Annotated in this window: 12 protein-coding genes and 1 pseudogene; 2 read left to right on the top strand and 11 right to left on the bottom strand. The window is 43.4% G+C overall.

The annotated features are described in order from the left end of the window. The 8 genes and pseudogenes from QZY09_RS16890 to QZY09_RS16855 form a co-directional block, all read right to left on the bottom strand. Positions 1-308, bottom strand: a pseudogene (locus tag QZY09_RS16890) (gfo/Idh/MocA family oxidoreductase); the annotation flags it as partial. 155 nt (positions 309-463) lie between these two features. Beyond that, positions 464-2,143, bottom strand: coding sequence for a GMC family oxidoreductase (locus tag QZY09_RS16885; protein ID WP_295674249.1), 1,680 nt, complete (start codon positions 2,141-2,143; stop codon positions 464-466). Between the two features lie 89 nt (positions 2,144-2,232). Beyond that, positions 2,233-3,912, bottom strand: coding sequence for a GMC family oxidoreductase (locus QZY09_RS16880; RefSeq protein WP_295674246.1), 1,680 nt, complete (start codon positions 3,910-3,912; stop codon positions 2,233-2,235). Positions 3,913-4,249: 337 nt separating this feature from the next. Continuing rightward, entirely contained in the window at positions 4,250-5,962 is a 1,713-nt protein-coding gene (locus QZY09_RS16875; RefSeq protein WP_295674244.1) for a GMC family oxidoreductase, read from the bottom strand. Between the two features lie 4 nt (positions 5,963-5,966). Then, complete coding sequence (locus tag QZY09_RS16870; RefSeq protein ID WP_295674242.1) at positions 5,967-6,560, bottom strand: gluconate 2-dehydrogenase subunit 3 family protein; 594 nt, start codon at positions 6,558-6,560, stop codon at positions 5,967-5,969. A 216-nt stretch (positions 6,561-6,776) separates the two neighbouring features. Continuing rightward, positions 6,777-7,694 (bottom strand): TIM barrel protein, encoded by a 918-nt coding sequence (locus QZY09_RS16865; protein WP_295674241.1) that lies wholly within the window; start codon positions 7,692-7,694, stop codon positions 6,777-6,779. Positions 7,695-7,701: 7 nt separating this feature from the next. Beyond that, entirely contained in the window at positions 7,702-9,234 is a 1,533-nt protein-coding gene (locus QZY09_RS16860) for a hypothetical protein (RefSeq protein WP_295674239.1), read from the bottom strand. A 349-nt stretch (positions 9,235-9,583) separates the two neighbouring features. Continuing rightward, entirely contained in the window at positions 9,584-11,506 is a 1,923-nt protein-coding gene (locus QZY09_RS16855; RefSeq protein WP_295674237.1) for a tetratricopeptide repeat-containing sensor histidine kinase, read from the bottom strand. A gap of 279 nt (positions 11,507-11,785) precedes the next feature. Here QZY09_RS16855 and QZY09_RS16850 point away from each other — a divergent pair, with 279 nt between their 5' ends. Further along, positions 11,786-12,484 (top strand): hypothetical protein, encoded by a 699-nt coding sequence (locus tag QZY09_RS16850; protein ID WP_295674235.1) that lies wholly within the window; start codon positions 11,786-11,788, stop codon positions 12,482-12,484. A gap of 88 nt (positions 12,485-12,572) precedes the next feature. Here the strand turns inward: QZY09_RS16850 and QZY09_RS16845 are convergent, their stop codons facing one another. The 3 genes from QZY09_RS16845 to QZY09_RS16835 all read right to left on the bottom strand — a co-directional run bounded on the left by QZY09_RS16845 (position 12,573) and on the right by QZY09_RS16835 (position 17,163). After that, positions 12,573-14,285, bottom strand: a complete 1,713-nt coding sequence (locus QZY09_RS16845; protein ID WP_295674234.1) for a sodium/solute symporter — start codon at positions 14,283-14,285, stop codon at positions 12,573-12,575. 319 nt (positions 14,286-14,604) lie between these two features. After that, positions 14,605-15,102 carry a peptidylprolyl isomerase gene (locus QZY09_RS16840; RefSeq protein ID WP_295674233.1) on the bottom strand — a complete coding sequence of 166 codons (498 nt, stop codon included), beginning with the start codon at positions 15,100-15,102 and terminating at the stop codon, positions 14,605-14,607. 48 nt (positions 15,103-15,150) lie between these two features. Continuing rightward, the gene (locus QZY09_RS16835) at positions 15,151-17,163 is read right to left on the bottom strand and encodes a thioredoxin domain-containing protein (RefSeq protein WP_295674231.1); all 2,013 of its coding nucleotides are present in this window, start codon (positions 17,161-17,163) and stop codon (positions 15,151-15,153) included. Between the two features lie 553 nt (positions 17,164-17,716). Between QZY09_RS16835 and QZY09_RS16830 the strand changes: the two genes are divergently transcribed. After that, a complete protein-coding gene (locus QZY09_RS16830; RefSeq protein ID WP_295674229.1) occupies positions 17,717-19,687 on the top strand; it encodes a M1 family metallopeptidase in 1,971 nt (656 codons plus the stop codon). Positions 19,688-20,022: the final 335 nt, after the last annotated feature.

Raw genomic sequence — 20,022 nt, 5'->3', positions numbered from 1 at the left:
TCGCGCCAGTCTTTATAATATTTGGCTTTAGGGAATCTTTTGACAGATGTTGCGGCCCTGGCATCATCAACATCGCACAGAAAGGCTATATTGGCTTTACCGCTTTTATCAAAATTAAAAATATCACTTTCGCCTTTACCACCTACACCGACACTGGCAATGGTTAACCTATCGCTTGGCGCAGTATATCCTTTGCCGCCCAGCACAAAGCGCGGAACGATCATGAAACTTGCAGCAGCTACGGCGCTGGTTTTAATAAACTCCCGTCTGCCGGGATTGCTTGCTTTATCAGACTTTTCTTCAGCCATTCGATTAATATTTCAAAACTGATTAGATAATAAATTAGCCCCCTCTAAATCTCCCCCGGCAGGGGAGACTTTAACTTCGATCTTTTTTATTTTTGCCTTTTCCTCCCTCTCCCCAGCCTACCGGCAAGCAGGTTTGCAGAGCGCCAGCGTGAGGTTTATATATTCCCCTTCTTCAGCTCTTCTACCGCGTGATTTGCAGCACGCGCGGTAAGGGCCATATAAGTAAGTGAAGGATTCTGGCATGCAGCCGATGTCATACACGAGCCGTCAGTTACAAAAACATTTTTTGCGTCCCAAACCTGGTTCCATTCATTTAAAACCGAAGTTTTCGGATCGCGGCCCATACGTGCAGTCCCCATTTCATGAATCCCCCTTCCTAAAACGCCATCACTGGTAAATGTATGCACATTCTTAACGCCGCACGCTTCCAGCATCTCTTTTGCATCGTTCTCCATGTCAATACGCATCTTTTTCTCATTATCCCTTACTACCGCATCAATGGCCACTACAGGTAATCCCCATTTATCTTTTTTGGTTTTATCAAGCGTAACCTTGTTGTCGTGGTAAGGCAAAGTTTCGCCGAAACCGCCCAGGCCGATTGACCATGCACCCGGCTCAGTTAACGCATCTTTAAATGCGCCACCGATGTTCATTTCGGCAATATCCCTGCCCCATCCTTCGCGGCCGCCGCCACCCTGGTAACCAAAGCCCCGGATATAATCGCGTTTTTCGCCATTCAGGTTACGGAAACGAGGTACGTAAACCCCGTTTGCCCTGCGGCCAAAATAATATTTATCGTCAAAACCTTCAACCACACCGCCGGCGCCAACACCCAGGTGGTGATCCATCAGGTTATGGCCCAGTTCGCCGCTGCTGCTTCCTAATCCCTCAGGCCAGATATCAGTTGCCGAGTTCATCAAAACCCAGGCGCTATTGATGGTTGACGCGTTAACGAAAACGATCTTCGCAAAATACTCATAAGTCTGGTTGGTTTCGGCATCCAAAACCTCTACCCCTTTTGCCTTTTTGGTATCTTTATCGTACAAAATTTTTGTGACGATAGACCAGGGCCGAACTGTTAAGTTACCTGTCGCCATGGCGGCAGGCAGGGTTGCAGACTGTGTACTGAAATAAGCGCCAAACGGACAACCCAGCCAGCATTTATCCCGGTAATGGCATGCCTGGCGATCGTAATGCGGTACAGTGATATTAGCTGTGCGGCCAATAATAAAAGCACGTGTATCTTTATAATGCTCCTTAAATCGGGCGGCTACATCCTTTTCCACACAATTCATATCCATGGCAGGCATAAAATCTCCATCCGGAAGAATAGAAAGCCCGTCCCTGTTGCCCGAAATACCTGCAAATTTCTCTGCATAGCTATACCATTGTTCAAGGTCCGTATAACGGATCGGCCAGTCCACAGCAATGCCGTCTTTCAGGTTCTCTTCAAAATTAATATCGGCCCAGCGGTATGACTGCCTGCCCCACATTAATGAGCGGCCACCTACGTGGTACCCCCTGAACCAATCGAACCGTTTCACTTCAGTGTACGGGCTATCTTTATCGCTTGCCCAATAATCAAGGTTGGTTTCATTTAACGGATAATCGCGCTTTAACACCGGGTAATCCTTGATCATTTGTTGTGTGCGACCGCCTCTGTGCGGAAATTCCCAGGGATCTTTGGTAGCATTTACATAATCCTTAATGTGTTCGATGTTACGGCCCCGCTCCAGCATGATCGTTTTCAGGCCTTTTTGCGTAAGTTCTTTCGCAGCCCATCCGCCCGAAATCCCTGAACCAATGACGATAGCGTCGTAAGTGTTTGCAGACATATTTTTGTAATAATTGTTTTTTATATCAGTTGGCTGTTGTTTAATTCCCCCCGTACAAATCCCCCCGTTTGGAGAAAGATGGCTGAGGTTTAAATATTTCCTTTTTTCAATTCACTAACCGCATGGTCGGCAGCCCTTGCAGTTAATGCCATATAAGTTAACGAAGGATTTTGGCAAGCGGCAGACGTCATGCAGGCGCCGTCGGTTACAAAAACGTTTTTCGCATCCCAAACCTGGTTCCATTCGTTCAAAACAGATGTTTTTGGATCTCTGCCCATACGCGCGGTACCCATTTCGTGGATACCACGGCCAAGGAACGGGTTAGCGCTATGTGTTTTCACATCTTTAACCCCTGCAGCTTCCAGCATTTCCTTCGCGTCGTTTTCCATGTCCAGGCGCATTTTCTTTTCGTTGTCTTTAATCTCAGCATCAAAGGCAAGCACCGGTAATCCCCATTTGTCTTTAACGGTTTTATCCAATGTTATTTTGTTTTCATGATAGGGCAATGTTTCACCAAAACCACCGATACCCATTGTCCATTTACCAGGTTCTGTAATAGAATCTTTAAATGCCCCGCCAACACCTAATTCAGCAATATCACGGCTCCAGCCTTCTCGGCTGCCACTTCCCTGGTAGCCAAAGCCACGTAAGTAGTCGCGTTTGTCTCCACCCATATTCCTGTACCTTGGTATATAGATCCCGTTTGCACGGCGGCCAAAATAGTATTTATCGTCATAGCCTTCAACTGTTCCTGAAGCGCCGACACCCAAATGGTGGTCCATTACATTATGGCCCAATTCACCACTGCTGCTGCCAAGACCATCGGGCCATATATCAGTAGCCGAGTTCATTAATACCCAGGTACTGTTAAACGTTGAGGCATTAACAAAAACTATTTTTGCAAAAAACTCATAGGTCTGGTTGGTTTCGGCGTCAAGCACTTCAACACCTTTTGCCTTTTTTGTATCCTTATCGTATAGGATTTTGGTAACGATGGACCATGGACGAACCTTTAAATTTCCGGTTGCCATTGCAGCAGGCAATGTGGCAGATTGCGTACTAAAATAGGCTCCAAACGGACAACCCAACCAGCATTTGTTACGGTACTGGCAATTGGTACGCGCGTAATGTGGTACGGTAATATTTGCTGTACGGCCAATAACAAATGACCTTGCTTCTTTATAAAAATCTTTAAACCGTTTAGATACATCCTTTTCAACAACGTTCATTTCCATCGGCGGCATAAAGTCACCGTCCGGAAGCACCGCAAGCCCGTCTTTATTACCCGATATGCCTGCAAATTTTTCAACATAGCCATACCACGATTCAAGGTCCTTATACCGGATTGGCCAGTCGACCCCAATGCCGTCCTTCGCATTTTCTTCAAAATTAAAATCGGCCCAGCGGTAGGATTGCCTGCCCCACATTAATGAACGGCCACCTACGTGGTATCCCCTGAACCAATCAAAACGCTTAACTTCAACATATGGGCTTTCCTTATCGCTGGCCCAATAATCAAGATTGGTTTCGTTTAGTGGATAATCGCGTTTAAGTACAGGATAATCATCGATCATTTTTTGGGTACGTCCGCCTCTATGCTCAAACTGCCAGGGATCCTTAGTGGCGTTTACATAATCTTTAATGTGTTCGATATTCCGGCCACGTTCAAGCATCAACGTTTTAAGGCCTTTTTCGGCAAGTTCTTTTGCGGCCCACCCGCCCGAAATCCCTGAACCAATGACGATAGCGTCATAAGTATTTGCAGACATAAAATAATTAATAAAAGGTTAAATAAATCTTTAAAATCGGTTGTCCCGACTAATGTATGAACAAAAACCTATTGAACAAATTTTCATTGTGTTTTTTTAACACAATAACAATTTTTTAGCATCCAGAAGCACATTTACACCCATTTTATATAAAGTTTCTGGGCTAAAAAAGGTTGTTTTTTATAAAAACCATGCCTCATATTTTGCCCAAATTAACTGTTTCGCTTCACTTAAATCCAAACACAAGGCGATAACATCAAAATGTTTTATATCACAACTATTTTCAGGACTAAAATCGTCTCACCATGTACACTATTAACTGCAAATTTTAAACTGGCTAGACGTTCCCTTTTTTTAATTCACTAACCGCATGATCGGCCGCGCGGGCGGTTATGGCCATGTAAGTTAATGATGGGTTTTGACATGATGTTGACGTCATGCAGGCGCCATCCGTTACAAAAACATTTTTGCAGGCGTGCACCTGGTTCCATTCATTCAATATAGATGTTTTTGGATCTTTACCCATACGTGCGCCACCCATTTCGTGAATATCCAAACCGGGGGCCTGGTGATTGGTGGAAGGCTGGATATTTTTGAAACCCGCCGAAGTAAACATTTCGGTGAGTTGCTCAATATAATCCTTCTTCATCTTCTCATCATTATCGTCGTAATCGATATTTATCCTCAGCAAAGGCACTCCCCATTCATCTTTCAATTTGCTGTCAAGGCTCACATGATTGCTTTCTTTCGGGATCGTTTCGCCCATCATGTGCGATCCAACGTACCATGGGCTCAAATCGCCTTTTACCAATCCTTCTTTCAGGCTGCTGCCCACACCATCATATTTATGCTGCTGGTACCGGTAAGCGCTAAAACCACAGGCGTAGCCCCGCAGGAAATTAGTTTCCTGTTTGTAAACATTCCTGAAACGAGGAATATATCCACCTGTTGGAGAACGGCCATCAACTGTCCACTCTTTTAAGCCGTCATATTCAGCTCCAATGTGGGCTGAATAGTTATGGAAAGCAATGTATTTGCCCAAAACGCCGCTATCGTTACCAAAACCGTTAGGAAAACGGGCTGATGTAGAATTTAACAATACCAGGTTGGTATTTATCGCGGCAGCATTTACAAAAATGATCTTCGCGTAATATTCTATGGTTTCTTTTGTTTTTGTATCGACCACACGAACACCGGTAGCTTTACCCAATTTATCATCATAAATGATGGACTCTACTACCGAAAACGGCCGCAGTGTCATATTTCCTGATTTTTCGGCCCATGGCATTGTTGATGCGTTACTGCTGAAGTAGCCGCCAAAAGGGCAACCTCTTTGACACAGATCGCGGTTTTGACATTGGGTACGCCCCTGGTCGATATGTATTTGATTGGGTTTTGATAAATGCGCACAACGGGCGCTGATCACATGCCGGTTTTTATAGTTCTTTTTAAGGTGTTCGCTAAAGTAAACCTCGACATCATTTAAGGGGTAGCCAGGTAAAAATTCACCATCCGGCAGTTCGGGAATACCGTCCTTATTGCCGGCTATGCCTGCAAATTTTTCTACATAGCTATACCAGGGGGCTATATCTTTATATCTTATGGGCCAGTCTACAGCAAAACCATCTCTGGCAGGGCCTTCAAAATCAAAATCGCTCCAGCGCTGGGTTTGCCTTGCCCAAAGTAGCGACTTACCGCCTACCTGGTAACCGCGAATCCAGTCGAACGGTTTGTCCTGGATATATGGATGTTCCTTGTCTTTTACAAAAAAGTGGGCTGAATCCTCACCAAAAGCATAACACCGGCTTGCAATGGGGTTGGCTTCGGTAACGGCAGCCGGAAGCTGCCCGTGATGTTCAAACTCCCATGGGAACTTATTTGTTGTGGGATAATCTTTTATATGTTTTACATCGCGACCGCGCTCAAGCACCAGGGTTTTTAAACCGTGGCCGGTTAATTCCTTAGCTGCCCAGCCGCCACTTATACCCGACCCAATTACAATAGCGTCAAATGTGCGTGTTTTAACGCTGTCAATATTTAAGTTTGCCATTTTTTTAAGCGAGCTTTAATTTACTAACCGGGTAATGTACATTGTACCGGCCAGGTATCATGTCGTAAAATACCAGCTTCGTCATAAAATACTGTGAGGTAGTATACGCGTAGATAGTTTGTTGTTTAACAGCCCAATAAAAGGCCATCTGAGGGTCCGCCTCCAAGTGCTTTTGCGGTCGGGGCCGGCGTGCAGTGGCTTTTGCCCCTTCTTTCGGTTTCGCGCTATTCTCAATACCTGTTAATATCGCTTCGCGGTCTTTAACACTTAAATCACTAAAGGAACTATTATACTTAGTTTTAACCATCTCAGTAAACTTTGCCATGCCAGCTAAAAATGCCTCCTGGTCTTTTTTACCGTAGCAATCGTCAATCATTTTCAGAACAAATGCAGGCAGGTTAAGCTCTTTGGCCCCTGGGGTATTTGTTTTAGGGATAAACGTTTCACACATATCTGCTATAGTTTTCTCCTGATCCGCATCTATATCAATGTGTTTGAGTTTGATATACGTTGTTCCATCGGGGTGGAGACATGATGGCAATAACACCGCGCCTCCAATAACCAAAGCCAGATTTTTCAATACTGTACGCCTATCCATTCGTTTTATTATTTTTATTTTTCTTTGCTATCAACATTTGTTAAACTCCTAAACACTATTAATCCCTTGTTATAAAAAGCAACATTCCGACCATAACAAACCATCCATTACAGTAATGCAAGGCTCATCCGCCTTCCCGGCAGATCAAAAAACATGGGTTAAGGCAACAACTGGAGGGGGTATTACTAATTTAACGGTTAAGTTAAAATAATATCGTTAAAATCCCCACTTTTTCATGGTTTGTAAGTCAATTTTTACACAATCGAAGGGATCTTTCCCCTGGTACGATTCCTGTTCAATGATAAATTGCGAAGTTCCGCCTATTTTACGGGCCTCTTTTACAATATCTTTTACCGGCATTACTCCAGTGCCCAATATGGTACTGTCATAACCATCCATTCCGCCGCCGGTTGTGCTTTTTATTTCGTCTTTCACGTGCATCAGTTCAAACCGGCCGGGATATTTTTTCAAAAGGTCGAGCGCTATACCGCCTGCACCCAGCATATTGCCAACATCCATTTGCTGGGCAACCAGGGACGGATCGGTATTGGTTAGAATATAATCGTATAAAGTAGTACCGTTAACTTTTGTGCTGAATTCGAAATTATGGTTATGGTAACCAAAGGTCATCCCGTTTGATTTGCACAATTCGCCGCATTTGTTGAACTGGTCCATAAAGCGTTTTAAGGCGTCCATGTCGGTACGGAGTTTTTCATCAAGCCATGGGCTTACTACATAGCGCTGGCCAACTTCGGCGGCATCCTGTATAGTATATTTCCATTTATCTGTAAAATCATTTTTGGCATTATCCCAATCTTCGGCAACCATAACGGTGTGCCCGCTTGGCATTTGCAAACCATGATCAGTCAGTAACTTTTTAAAATCCTTTGCATTGTATCCGTAAAATTTCCGGTCTACATAATTTGCATGTTCCACATGGATATAACCCATATCGGCCAGTTTTTTTAGCGAACCGGCAGGGTCCTTCATCATGGCATCACGTACCGAATATAACTGCAAACCTACTCTTTCGATCTTTTTATTGTTTTTGGCTGTTAAAAATTCAGGTAACAAAGCGGCGCCGGCAATAGCAACAGCGCTGGTTTTTATAAAAGTCCGTCGTGAATTATTCATAATTTATTTATTTACTTATTGGAAATATTGGGAATAACATTGATGTGTTGCTGATGAATGCCAGGTGTTTACTATCAGGCGACCATGAAGGGGTATTGATGGTACCCTGCCCGCCGTAAAGATAGGCTACTACGGTTGATGGGCCACCGTCAACCGGCATTACTCTTAAATAAACATGTTTATAAAAAGGATGGTCGCCGGGCGCTACTTCACTTTTAAGGAAAGTAATATATTCGATCCATTTGCCATCAGGAGAAACATGAGGGAACCAGTTATTGTAATCGTCGTTGGTCAGTTGCGTTTGTTCGCTGCCGTCAGCCTTCATCCGCCAAACCTGCATCAGGCCGCTGCGTACAGAATTAAAGTAGATATATTTCCCGTCGGGCGAATATTCGGGTCCGTCATCCAGGCCTTTTGTTGTGGTTAGCCTTTCTTCAGGACCACCTGCTGAGGGCACCCGGTAAACATCATACTCATTATTGCGGGCACCGCAGAACACGATCCATTTTCCATCCGGCGACCAGCCGTGCATGTACGACGGGCCTGTTGGTGTTAACCTACGCGGTTCGCCGCCGGTGATGGGTACTACCCAACCCATTGAAGCACCTGATTGATCGGCACTGCTGATGGCCAGCCATTTGCCGTCGAACGAGATGACGTGATCGTTATTGTTATGGCTAGCCGAACCTGTATTTAAAACAGCGGGCATATTTTTTTTCAAGTCGAAGGTGTATAACAAACCATCGCTATTATACAGCAGGTGTTTATCATCCTGCATCCAGTTGGGGGCCTGTAATGATACAGGCGACTGGTAAACGATCCGGCTGTTTTGCGTTTGCAGGTCCAGTATCTCGATACCGCTTCCCAGGTATTGCTTGTATGGAACAAGGGTTGCTGGTGCCGGTATAACAATACGCACATTATTAAATACGGCTTTTTCAGTTACAGCAGGGTTGTGTGAACATATAAATATGCCCACATATACGTCATCACCCAAATCAACATCACTAACTTCCTGGCTGACAAATAATTCACCCCTTTTTGCAACAGACATGGTATAGACACTGCCTTTTCTTTCCAACTGGATCACTTCATCAGCCGAGGTAAGGTCAAATTTCTTTTCTTCGGTAACACCACCTGTTGTCCGGCGAAATTGCAGAGAGGTTAAACCAGAACCATGCATTACGGCGCTGATATGTTTTGAACCGGAATCGAGCGAAGCACGTACCATCCATCCTACTTTGCGGTGCTCTTCGACACCTTTGCCAATAAAAACAGCATTCGTACGCAGGATAAAGTCGCCTTTCATCTTTTTCCATACATAATGAAATTCATCATGATTGGCCCATACATTGGTGCCTGAGCCGGATAGCTGGTATTGCTGGGCTTTGGCATCATAGTTGCCGCTTCCTGGCGTATTAACCTTGCCCACATCGGCCTGTCCGTCAAAGATCCCTGGCGCGTTTTGAGCCGTTGCCTTTTGAAAAGACGAAAATGACGCAAAAAGAGTTAAAACCAGGAACAGTATTTTTTTGCTCATCAGTAAATTGGGTATTAGTTTAAAATCGGTTTACTAAGGTATAAATTCAATTTGAAAATGAAATAGCGTAATTGCAACAATATACTTTCTCATTACTACTTCAATTGGGCAAAAAACGCTTTGTTGTTATTTAAAATCATTAAAAAAAGGGCGTTTTAATGATAAAAAGTGAGCGCATGCGAAAAGGCCCCGGGCTTGCGGAGCCTTAGTAATTACAGACATTGTCGCAGAATATTTCGGTCGGATTTAAATTGGACTAACAATAATAGTTGAAGGTAAATCGAAGTCCATCTATCAAAATGATATAAATGTATAGATGGAAATTTAATTATTGCGGCAGACGCCGGTGTCAGGGGTAGGTTTTAGCCAAAGGAAGGTTAAAATAAAAAGTACTACCAGCTCCTAATTTTGATTTTACCATTAATTTTCCGCCATTAAGTTCAACCAGTTCCTTGCATAAAAGCAAACCTATGCCGGTTCCTTTTTCGCCGGAAGTCCCTGAATTCGAAAAATGGGTATTTAAATAAAAGAGTTTATCCAACTCTTCTGCGCTCATTCCTTTGCCACTGTCGGTTATGCTCACTATTAGTCCATTATTTTCAATGGTGGTGCTCAGCTTTATTTTACCCTTATCTGATGTAAATTTTATGGCATTGCTGATCAGGTTCCGCAGGATTACTTTGAGGTGATTTTCATCAGCAACGGCGCCCTGGCCAGGATATGCTTTATTTACAAACTCAATATTTTTTACCTGCAGGGCATGGATAAATGTTTGTTCCATTTCAACGCCCATTAAAAATATATCAACGTTTGATAGCGTTAAATTGTGACCCTTTATCTGACTGCCGGCCCATTCAATCAGGTTGGATAGCGTTAACCCCACACCTTTTATAATCGGGTTAATATTCTTCATCAGGTCGTGTACCTCTTCAGGCGTCAGGTAACCTTCATCAAACATTTCAATAATATTACTCAGGTTGGCCATCGGCGACCGCAGGTCGTGCCCGATCACCGCAAACAGTTTATCTTTCAGGTCATTTACCTTTTGCAGGTTGGCTGATTGCTCTTCGATCAATTTTTTCTGTTCAATCAGTTCCTTGTGCTGCACTTCCAATTTATTGCCCAGCAGAATTTTTTGTTTATAGAAATAGTAGTTACCTGTTAATATAGCCAGCAGGATCACCATTGAAAACAAAAGCATCCGGATGATAATATGCTGCGACTTTATCTTTGCCTCGTTGAGCTTTGCGTTTGCGTTTACGGCCATCACCGTTAACCCGTTCATCTTTGCGTTAAGATCATAATAGTTTTGAACCAGTGTAACCGTTTTTATTTTGGCGATATTTGTTAAACTATCTTTTACAATATTAAACCGCTTCTGGTAGCGGAGTGCTTTTAAATAATCATGTTTTAGCTCATAAGTAGAAACGAGGGCATTAAAAGCCTTGGTTTCCGCATCCATCAATCCTAAACTATCGGACAAGGCGATACCTTTTTTTGCATAATCAACCGCTTTTGCAAATTGGCCCAGGCCATTAAAGGCAAGAGCATAATCCGCATAGGTATAGGCCAGCAGGCGCTTATTGTGTATTTTAATACTCATGCCAGCAGCGGTATCGTTATAGGCAATGGCCGCCCTGTAATTTTTCTGAGCCAGATAAATACTTGCCATACGACCATAAAGCACGGCGATATGGCCTTCGGCCTTTGCTATTCTGTTTAGTTTTAATGAATATTTTACAAAACCCAGGGCCCTGGCATAGTCGCCGGTAAGGTTGTAAATGTACGTACGTTCGCTATAAACTTCGGCCAACCGGGCAGGATCTTTACCGGCAAAATAGGCTGCTGTGTCAAGATCGGCGAGCGCCTGTGTGTAATCTTTCAGGTCGGCATAGGTGCGGCCAAGCGCCCTGTAAGCGTCTGACAGATATAGGGGCCTATTTTTAGGTAAATAGGTTATCGCCGATTTAAGGCAAAAAAGACTTATAGGGTAATAGGATTGCGACCAATAAATGGCGCCAAGATTTAAAAAACTCCGGCCCTTGCCGAAAGAGTAATTTAATTTTTCAGAAAGGATAAGCGCAGTGGCCGCTATTTTATGGGCAGAATCTGGATAGGTAAGAAAAATATTACTGCCAATATTATTTAGGTGATCAATATTTGCATAAGTGGCCGGCCCCGTGTTGGCTAAGATTTTCTTTTGCGTATCCTGGCCGGCATAAGTATATTTATGTAGTAATGATATAAATATTATTAGGAAAAAAATTCTCATTGGCATTAATACGTCAAAAGTAATAGAAAGAGTTACGTTTTGGGGTTAAATAGTTTTTGTTAAAAAGGATCATGTATTTATCTATTTCATTAAGAAGCGCTAATCATCAACATCCAAATCTTTCCCAACGGGAGGTAAAAGTTGTTTAATTGCTAATAAATAGACTGGCGATTGCCATACTTTATATTTTATTTACACTTTTGGACTTATCCGACTTTGATTAATCAAAAATTTCATTTTTTGACCGCCTTACATTATCTTGGCTGAAATCAATTTTGTGTGAAAACCTGTTTCCTGCTATGTTATAGCTTTCTTTTTGTTACTACCTGTTTTGCACAGGATTCGCCGGACACCATTGAGCGTAAAAACAAGCTCTCAGACTCTCTGATTGAAAAGTTTTATGTACTCAAAAACAACCCGGAGATCCGACAGGGGCCATATATTGCCTTGATTGACCGCAAAAAACCCGTCGCAAGGGGTAATTTTAAAAATGGTAAAAAATCAGGGCTCTGGCAATTTTACGATTCGGAAGGGAGATTAAATGAGAAATACAATTATGATCTTCAGAAACTAACCTACGAAGCACCGCTTGCAGCGGATAACTTTAGCTTTCTTTTTGAAGATTCATTGAAGGTAGGTGACCGGCTTACCAGGCCACTTAGGATCGGAGGGGTATATTATGGATTTATCCCGTATTTGAGCCTCTTTCGTGTACCTTTTGACCCTTACGACATTAATATGGAAGCTTTTGAAGCCTATCTGGAACTGCTGATCAGCCCGATGGGGCGCCTGGCCCAATACAGGGTCAGGATAGCTTCAGCGCTATATCAATACGACCGTATTTTTACCATGGACGTTAAGCTTTTCAGCGATGAGGACCGGAGTTTTATACCAGCCACCAAAAACGGCGAAAATGTGATGTCGAGAATTTTGATCAAATGTTATGTTACCTCTTCAGGTACACTTGATTTTAATTGATTGTCTGAACACGATTTATAGGATTTTAAAGATTAGCGAAATCCTTTAAATCAATGAAATCTTATAAATCGCGTTCAGACAAATTGCTTTACCAGAACCTTACATAAAGCATTGAAATGATCATTAAAGTAACTACGATCATTGCAAGTACTCCAGGCGATACTTTAAACATGGTTTTATCCAGCGCAAAAGCTTTTGGATTGATCTTGGGCCCACCCAGGCTAACCAGGATCATAACCAGCATGGTGAAGCCGAATGCAAGGCCCATGCAGATATGGAACGGAATTTCATAGTTACCGTCAGCATTTTTATACGCGGTGTAAAGAATAGTTTCGGGCCCAAACCATCGCGGAGCAAAAATATTAAACAGCACAGACATCAAAAAGCCGGTAATAACACCAACAACTGCTGCCGCGCCTGTAGTACGTTTCCAAAACATTCCCAATATAAACATAGCGAACACGCCGGGACTGATGAAGCCGGTGTATTTTTGAATATAGGTAAACCCTCCCTGGCCACCAATACCCAGCGTATCATTCCAGGTAAAAGCTATTGCTATGATCAGCGCCGCAATTATTGTTATTCTGCCTACCCAAACCATGCCTTTTTCGTCGGCATCTTTTTTTATGTATTTTTTATAAACATCAAGCGTGAAAATAGTAGAAATACTGTTTGCTTTACCTGCAAGCGAAGCCACAATTGCAGCGGTAAGCGCCGCGAGCGACAAGCCTATCAAGCCATTTGGTAAGTAACCGAGAATAGCCGAATACGCGTTATCTGACATCACTTCTCCATGTTTACTACCAATGGCCATTTCGGCCTGCAACATTCCCTTTTGGTGCAATACATAAGCAGCAATGCCAGGCAGCATAACAATTATAGGCATTAGCAACTTTAAAAAACCGGCAAAAAGGATCCCCTTACGGGCAGTCTGCAGGTCGGCGCCCAGGGCACGCTGGGTAATGTATTGATTACAGCCCCAGTAATTTAGGTTTATGATCCAGATCCCCGCAACATAGGAGAGTAAACCCGGGATAGTAAGGTAATTATCCACCTGGTGCTGCGGTGTGCCTGGTACCGGTTTGGCAAATATCATGTGAAAATGGTCCGGAGCATTTTTCACCAGCTGATTAAAGCCTTCTACAGCATTCTCGCCAAAGCCAAAGGCCTTACTTACTGCAATTAAAGCTATATATGTGGTTGCTAATCCACCAATTATAAGCACACCAACCTGTATAACATCAGTAAACCCGATCACTTTCATGCCACCAAGTGTTATAATGACCGCAAACACTGATAGTGCAATCATGATAATTTCAAAGGTTACCGGGCTACCTCCCATAAGGTTATTGATCGCCAGGGAGCCAAGGAATAATATCGAAGTAAGGTTTACAAAAACATACAAGAAAAGCCAAAAAATGGCCATTATAAGTGCAACTGTCTCATTATACCGCGTTTTTAGAAATTGCGGCATCGTAAAGATCTTGTTTTTCAGATAAACAGGAATAAACCAAACGGCTACAATAATTAAAGCTATGGCTGCGATCCATTCGTAGGCGGCAACAGCAATACCAATGCTATAACCGTTGCCGCTCATTCCAATGAATTGCTCAGCAGAAATATTTGAAGCGATAAGGGATGCACCGATTGCCCACCATGTTAGCGAGCCTTCGGCCAAAAAGAAATCATGGGTATCTGAAACGGCTTTCTTTTTTTTGCGGTAGATATAATAACCGTAACCGGCAACTATAAAAAAATAAATTACGAAAATTACGATGTCAATGGGTGCAAACTTGCTCATATAGCTGTTTTTAATTAGGTTTTAATTTTACCCCCTTACACAAATCCCATCCGCGTTTTAAGGGCTATAGCCTGGTTTATAATTGTTCTATCAACAATTATAAACTATATAAATACGTTTTTAAAATTTCCGGCAACAATTCTTAAAAAAAACACAAAATCAGTTTATTGTATTGAATTCCGGGGCCAATTTTTTAAAATTTCAGGTTGGTATAAAAAATAACCGGCAAAACGAAAGTAATTGTTTTTGAGGAAAAAGCAAGAAAAGATTTACGAAGCTTAAAGAACTTCGTAAATCTTTGATATGGGCGGGAATAATTTTAGTGTTGATGATGACCATCGGCGCCATGAGCATGGCCATGCGACAATTCTTCGGGGGTTGCGGGGCGCACATTCAGGATATTTCCTTTAAAATGTAACGCCTGACCGGCCATTGGGTGATTAAGGTCAACAATCACCGAATCTTCGGAAACTGATACTACCTGGCCTTGAAAACGGTTGCCATTGTTATCCTGCAACGGCAGGATGCTGCCAATTTCGGGTACTTCGGTACCGTTAAACATCTCGAGCGGCAAGTTAGCTACTGCTTCTTCGTCATATTCGCCATACGCATCGGCGGCGGATAAACGGAACTCATAATTATCGCCGGTAGATAGTTCGCTTAAATTCTCTTCGAATTTTGGAAGCATTTGTCCTGCGCCGAATAAAAAAGTAAGAGGTTGTTCCTGTGTAGCGCTTTCTTCCAATACTTCAGAGCCGTCCTGGTCAACATACAGATCGTAAGTTAATGACACTACGTGTTGTGGTTTAATCTTCATGGATTGATTTTTTAAATTTTATTTGGCGGAATTCATCATTATCCGCCGTTAATGGGCCGTAATTTGTTTTAATGCGTCAGCAATATTAAGGGCAGGTAATCCGCAGGTTTTATCTTTACAAATAAATATTTGTGTTACAGCACCAAACTTGTCCTGCAGCAAAGGTAAACTTCCTTTTTTACCGCCCAAGATTATTTTGTTTGGAATGTAATTTTTTTCTATCTGGCGGCGCGTTTCTTCAAAATTTTCACCGGTTATCGCTATCTCATATGTCCCGGCTACTTCATCCAGCAACAACATGATCCAGTTGGAATAAGATGAACCGTACCTTGCAAGGTGCGGCACAATATTCCTTAACAGCTGCGCCGAGGTGTCCCCGTAATTTTCATCATCAAAAAATAAGCCAAGTTTTTTCAGGTTGCGGGCCATTACAGAGTTGGAAGCCGGCGTTACCCCATCCATAATTTCGGATTTGCGGGCAATCAACTGCTCGTCGTCACCGGCAGTATAAAAGAAGATACCACTTCCAGCGTCATAATAATGTTCGATCGCAATATCCACAAGCTTTTTAGCCTGGTTTAGCCATTTCTCGTTAAAGGTAACTTCATAAAGGGCAATGAAGGCATCAGCGAGGTTGGCGTAATCGTCTAAAAAGGCAAAAGCCCCCTTGAGATCTCCTCCGCCGGCATAAATTCTGCTTAACCTTCCCATTTTGTTTACCAGGTTATCCAAAATAAACCCGGCGTTTTTTAAAGCGATATCCAAATATTCCGGTTTATCAAAGGCCCGGTATGCATCGCAAAGCCCTTTAAGCATCATGCCGTTCCAAGAGGCTAATATCTTATTATCAAGCCCCGGCCTTACCCGATGGCTTCGTGCTTCAAATACTTTTTGGCGCGAGGCTTCGATTTTTTTTAGCATGTGCTCAACCGGCAAACCTAGTTTGGCGGCCAGGCCTTCGTCGCTTTCCATGCGGAACAGCACGTTTGATTCCTCTTCTTCCCAATTTCCATCTTCGGTGATATGGTAATAAATGCAAAACAGGTCTGCTTCATCACCTAAAATAGCTTCTATTTCGCCTTTGGCAAAAATGTAAAACTTACCTTCTTTGCCTTCGCTATCGGCATCCAGGGCCGAGTAAAAGCCAAACTCGGGCGAGGTTAGCTCCCGCAGGGTAAAGCCAATGATCTCATCAGCTATTTTTTTGTAGAGCGGGTCAGGGTTGCAGGTATAGGCCTCCGCATACAGGCTGATCAGCTGGGCATTATCATAAAGCATTTTTTCAAAGTGCGGCACATGCCAGCGGCCATCAACTGAATAGCGGGCAAAGCCACCGCCGATATGATCGTAAATACCCCCGAATGCCATTTTGTGCAGTGTTAATTTTACCGCGCCCGCTACATTTTCATCACCGAACAAGTGCGCATAGCGCATTAAACACTGCCAGTTATTTGGCATCGGGAATTTTGGGGCAGTGCCAAGGCCACCCTCTGTTTTATCAAAATACTTTTTCCAGTTGTTAAGGATCAGTTCAAGGTCGTCTGTTTTATATTCAGGCTGTTCCGTAACCAATTCCACAGATTCATATTGCTTGATGCCATCGGTTAGCCTCGTCGCATATTCACCGGCCTCGTCAGGTTTGGTTTTATAAAAGTCGGCCAGGTTAAATAACAGGCTCACCCAATCATTTTTACGAAAATAAGTACCGCCGTAAATAGGGCGCTGGTCGGGCAGGCAAATACAGTTGAGGGGCCAGCCTCCCCTCCCACTCATTAGCTGCACTGCGCTCATATAAATCTGGTCGACATCCGGGCGTTCTTCCCTGTCAACCTTGATGCAAACGAAATATTCATTCATCACCGCGGCCACCTTCTCATCCTCGAAACTTTCATGTTCCATTACGTGGCACCAATGGCAGGCGGAGTAGCCGATGCTTACGAGGATCAATTTGTTTTCATCCTTTGCTTTTTGCAAGGCTTCGGAGCCCCATGGATACCAGTCGACCGGGTTATTGGCATGCTGCAACAGATATGGAGAGGTGGAATTGGCTAGATGATTCATCGTTTACAGGACTTATAAAAAGCGGCAGTATACGCACTTTTTATTTAAATCAACTGGGAGGCTTAAAAGTTTTACAAATCAACACCAATTCGCCATTCATATTCCGAATTTGAAGATGATTAATAGAACAACCGGAGTATAAGCAGATCAGCCCTACGGCACGTTTCAAGCCATGGAAAAGTTCAACGCTGAACTTTATCGGGGAAGTTCAGGAATATGGGGAGGTGTGACAAACTTACCTGTTCCGGATCGAACAACGCATCGGCAACATGTTACCGGTGGTTACACCTTTCATGTTGAGGTAGTATAAGAACTTCGTTTTTGATTAGGGTTGGCGTGAGTGCTTTTAGGAGTGTCTGCGCCTTTTTTATGCAAGCAAGGTATCCAAAAAAAAATGGATTGACACTGGCAAACACCTTTCTGGCTCAAGTTAACCAACCCATTTGTATCATCATTCATACAAATTATCAAATCCGTAATTTATTTGGTTAATTTGTCCAGTAAATTAAAAAATCACTGACCTGATTAAAAACTAATAACGATTATGATAAAAATGCGACGTTTAAAAACCTGCCTGCTGGCAGGTGCCACGTGTTTGTTACTTGGATCCGTAAACACGGCATCGGCACAAACAACTACCGACTCTATTAAATACGACCATAACGAGGTCTTCGGCCCTATTGTATGGCCTACAACTACTGGCGATACCCGCTCTGCAAGCGGACAGCCCGGCCAGCATTACTGGCAAAACCGTGCTGACTATATTATTAAAGCCAGCCTTAACGAAACCGAAAAGGATACCACGATAACCGGCGAGGTGACGATCAATTACACCAATAATAGCCCGGATAACCTCGATTACCTTTGGCTGCAGTTGGACCAGAACCTGTTTAAACCTGACTCTCGCGGAGCGGCAACTGTACCCATTGGCGGAGACCGTTTTGACGTGAGAGGCTTTAGCCGGGGCGGTTACAAAATCGAATCGGTATCGGTAACCTATAAGGGCCAAAACTATAAGGTTGATCCGGTGATCACCGACGCCCGGATGCAGGTTCGCCTGAATAGCCCGATGGCCGGCAAAGGCGAAAAGATCCAGGTGAAAGTGAACTATAGCTTTTCGATACCATTTTACGGCGCTGACCGTATGGGCCGCAAAAAATTCAAACAAGGTTACGTTTATGAATTAGCACAGTGGTACCCGCGTATGTGCGTTTATGACGACGTTGAGGGCTGGAACACGCTGCCATATATGGGCTTGGGTGAGTTTTACTGCGATTACGGCGATTACGATTATTATATTACCGCGCCTGCAAATATGACAGTTGCCGGCTCCGGCGATCTGCAAAACGCTGCACAGGTTTTAACGGAAACACAACAGAAACGACTTTCCGACGCGCGCAACAGCGACAAAACGGTAATGATCATTAATCCTGATGAAGTGGGACAGCCAAGTGCTCACGTTGGCAAAGGCACATCGACCTGGCATTTTAAAATGCTGAACACCCGCGACGTATCATGGGCCGCATCACCTGCTTTTATTTGGGACGCGGCAAGGGTTAACCTTCCCTCGGGCCGCCAGGCTATTGCGATGAGCACCTACCCTGCCGAAAGCGCTGGTAACGACTCATGGGGCCGCTCAACCGAATATTTGAAAGCCAGCATGGAGATCTACTCGAAAGAATATTTTGAATATCCATGGAACTCTGCCGTTAGCGTATCAGGCGTGGCTTTGGGTATGGAATATCCCGGAATTATCTTTTGTTTAAGTAACTTAAAAAATGGCGGCCTTTGGGGTGACATTACCCACGAGATCGGCCATAACTGGTTCCCGATGATTGTCGGCAGCAACGAACGTAAATATATGTGGATGGATGAAGGCTTTAATACTTTTATCAACCAGTATTCTACCGAGAAATTTAATAACGGTGAATATTTTAACAGCAAAAACAGGCCGGCCAACCAAATTTCAAGGATGATGCTCCGCGAAAAGGACCCATTAATGGTGGCCCCTGAAGCACAGAATGAATACGGGCAGTATTACGTTAAAACTTCGATGGGTTTGGATATGCTGCGTAACGTAGTTTTAGGGCCTGATCGTTTTGATTATGCTTTCCATGAGTATATTAAGCACTGGGCATTTAAACACCCGCTGCCTTATGACTTTTTCAGGTCGATGAACGATGCTTCAGGCGAGGACCTGAACTGGTTCTTCCAGCCATGGTTCTTTACTACCTGGAAAATTGACCAGGCAGTACAAGGTGTAAAATATGTAAAGGACGATGCCGCCAACGGTGCGCAGATCACGCTGATAAATAAAGAAAAAGTTGCTATGCCGGTTGATTTGAAAATTACACAGGCCAACGGCAAAACTGAAATATTGCACCTGCCGGTAAACATCTGGCAGCGCAGCGGTACATGGACCTTTATTTATCCGTCTACCTCAGCAATTACCAACCTTGAAATTGATCCTGACCACCAGTTACCTGATGTTGACAGGAAGAACAATGTTTGGGAAGGAAAGTAAAGTGAAAGGCAAACGCTGAAAGGCGAAAGGTGAAAGGTGAAAGGTGAAAGCTGAAAGGTGAAAGCTGAAAGGCGAAAGGTAATTTATTTCGGAATTCGGAATTTCGATTTCGGATTTAAGAAATAGGATTAATATATCGAATTTGTTTAAGGCCCGGTTTGAGAAAAAGCCGGGTCTTTTTATTTATTATTGTATCTCCAATTAAACCATTTTACCATGCTTCGTTATCTGCTTTTGCCGGCTATTGCCTGCTTGTTTGCCATTAATTTATTTGCCCAGCATCCGGCTAAAAAAACTTTGGGATACCCCAATAGCATTGTTCCGGTGGGTATCGT

This window comes from uncultured Mucilaginibacter sp., from assembly GCF_903913935.1.
Classification (GTDB): Bacteria; Bacteroidota; Bacteroidia; order Sphingobacteriales; family Sphingobacteriaceae; genus Mucilaginibacter.
This window is presented reverse-complemented; position numbering and strand designations above follow the sequence as displayed.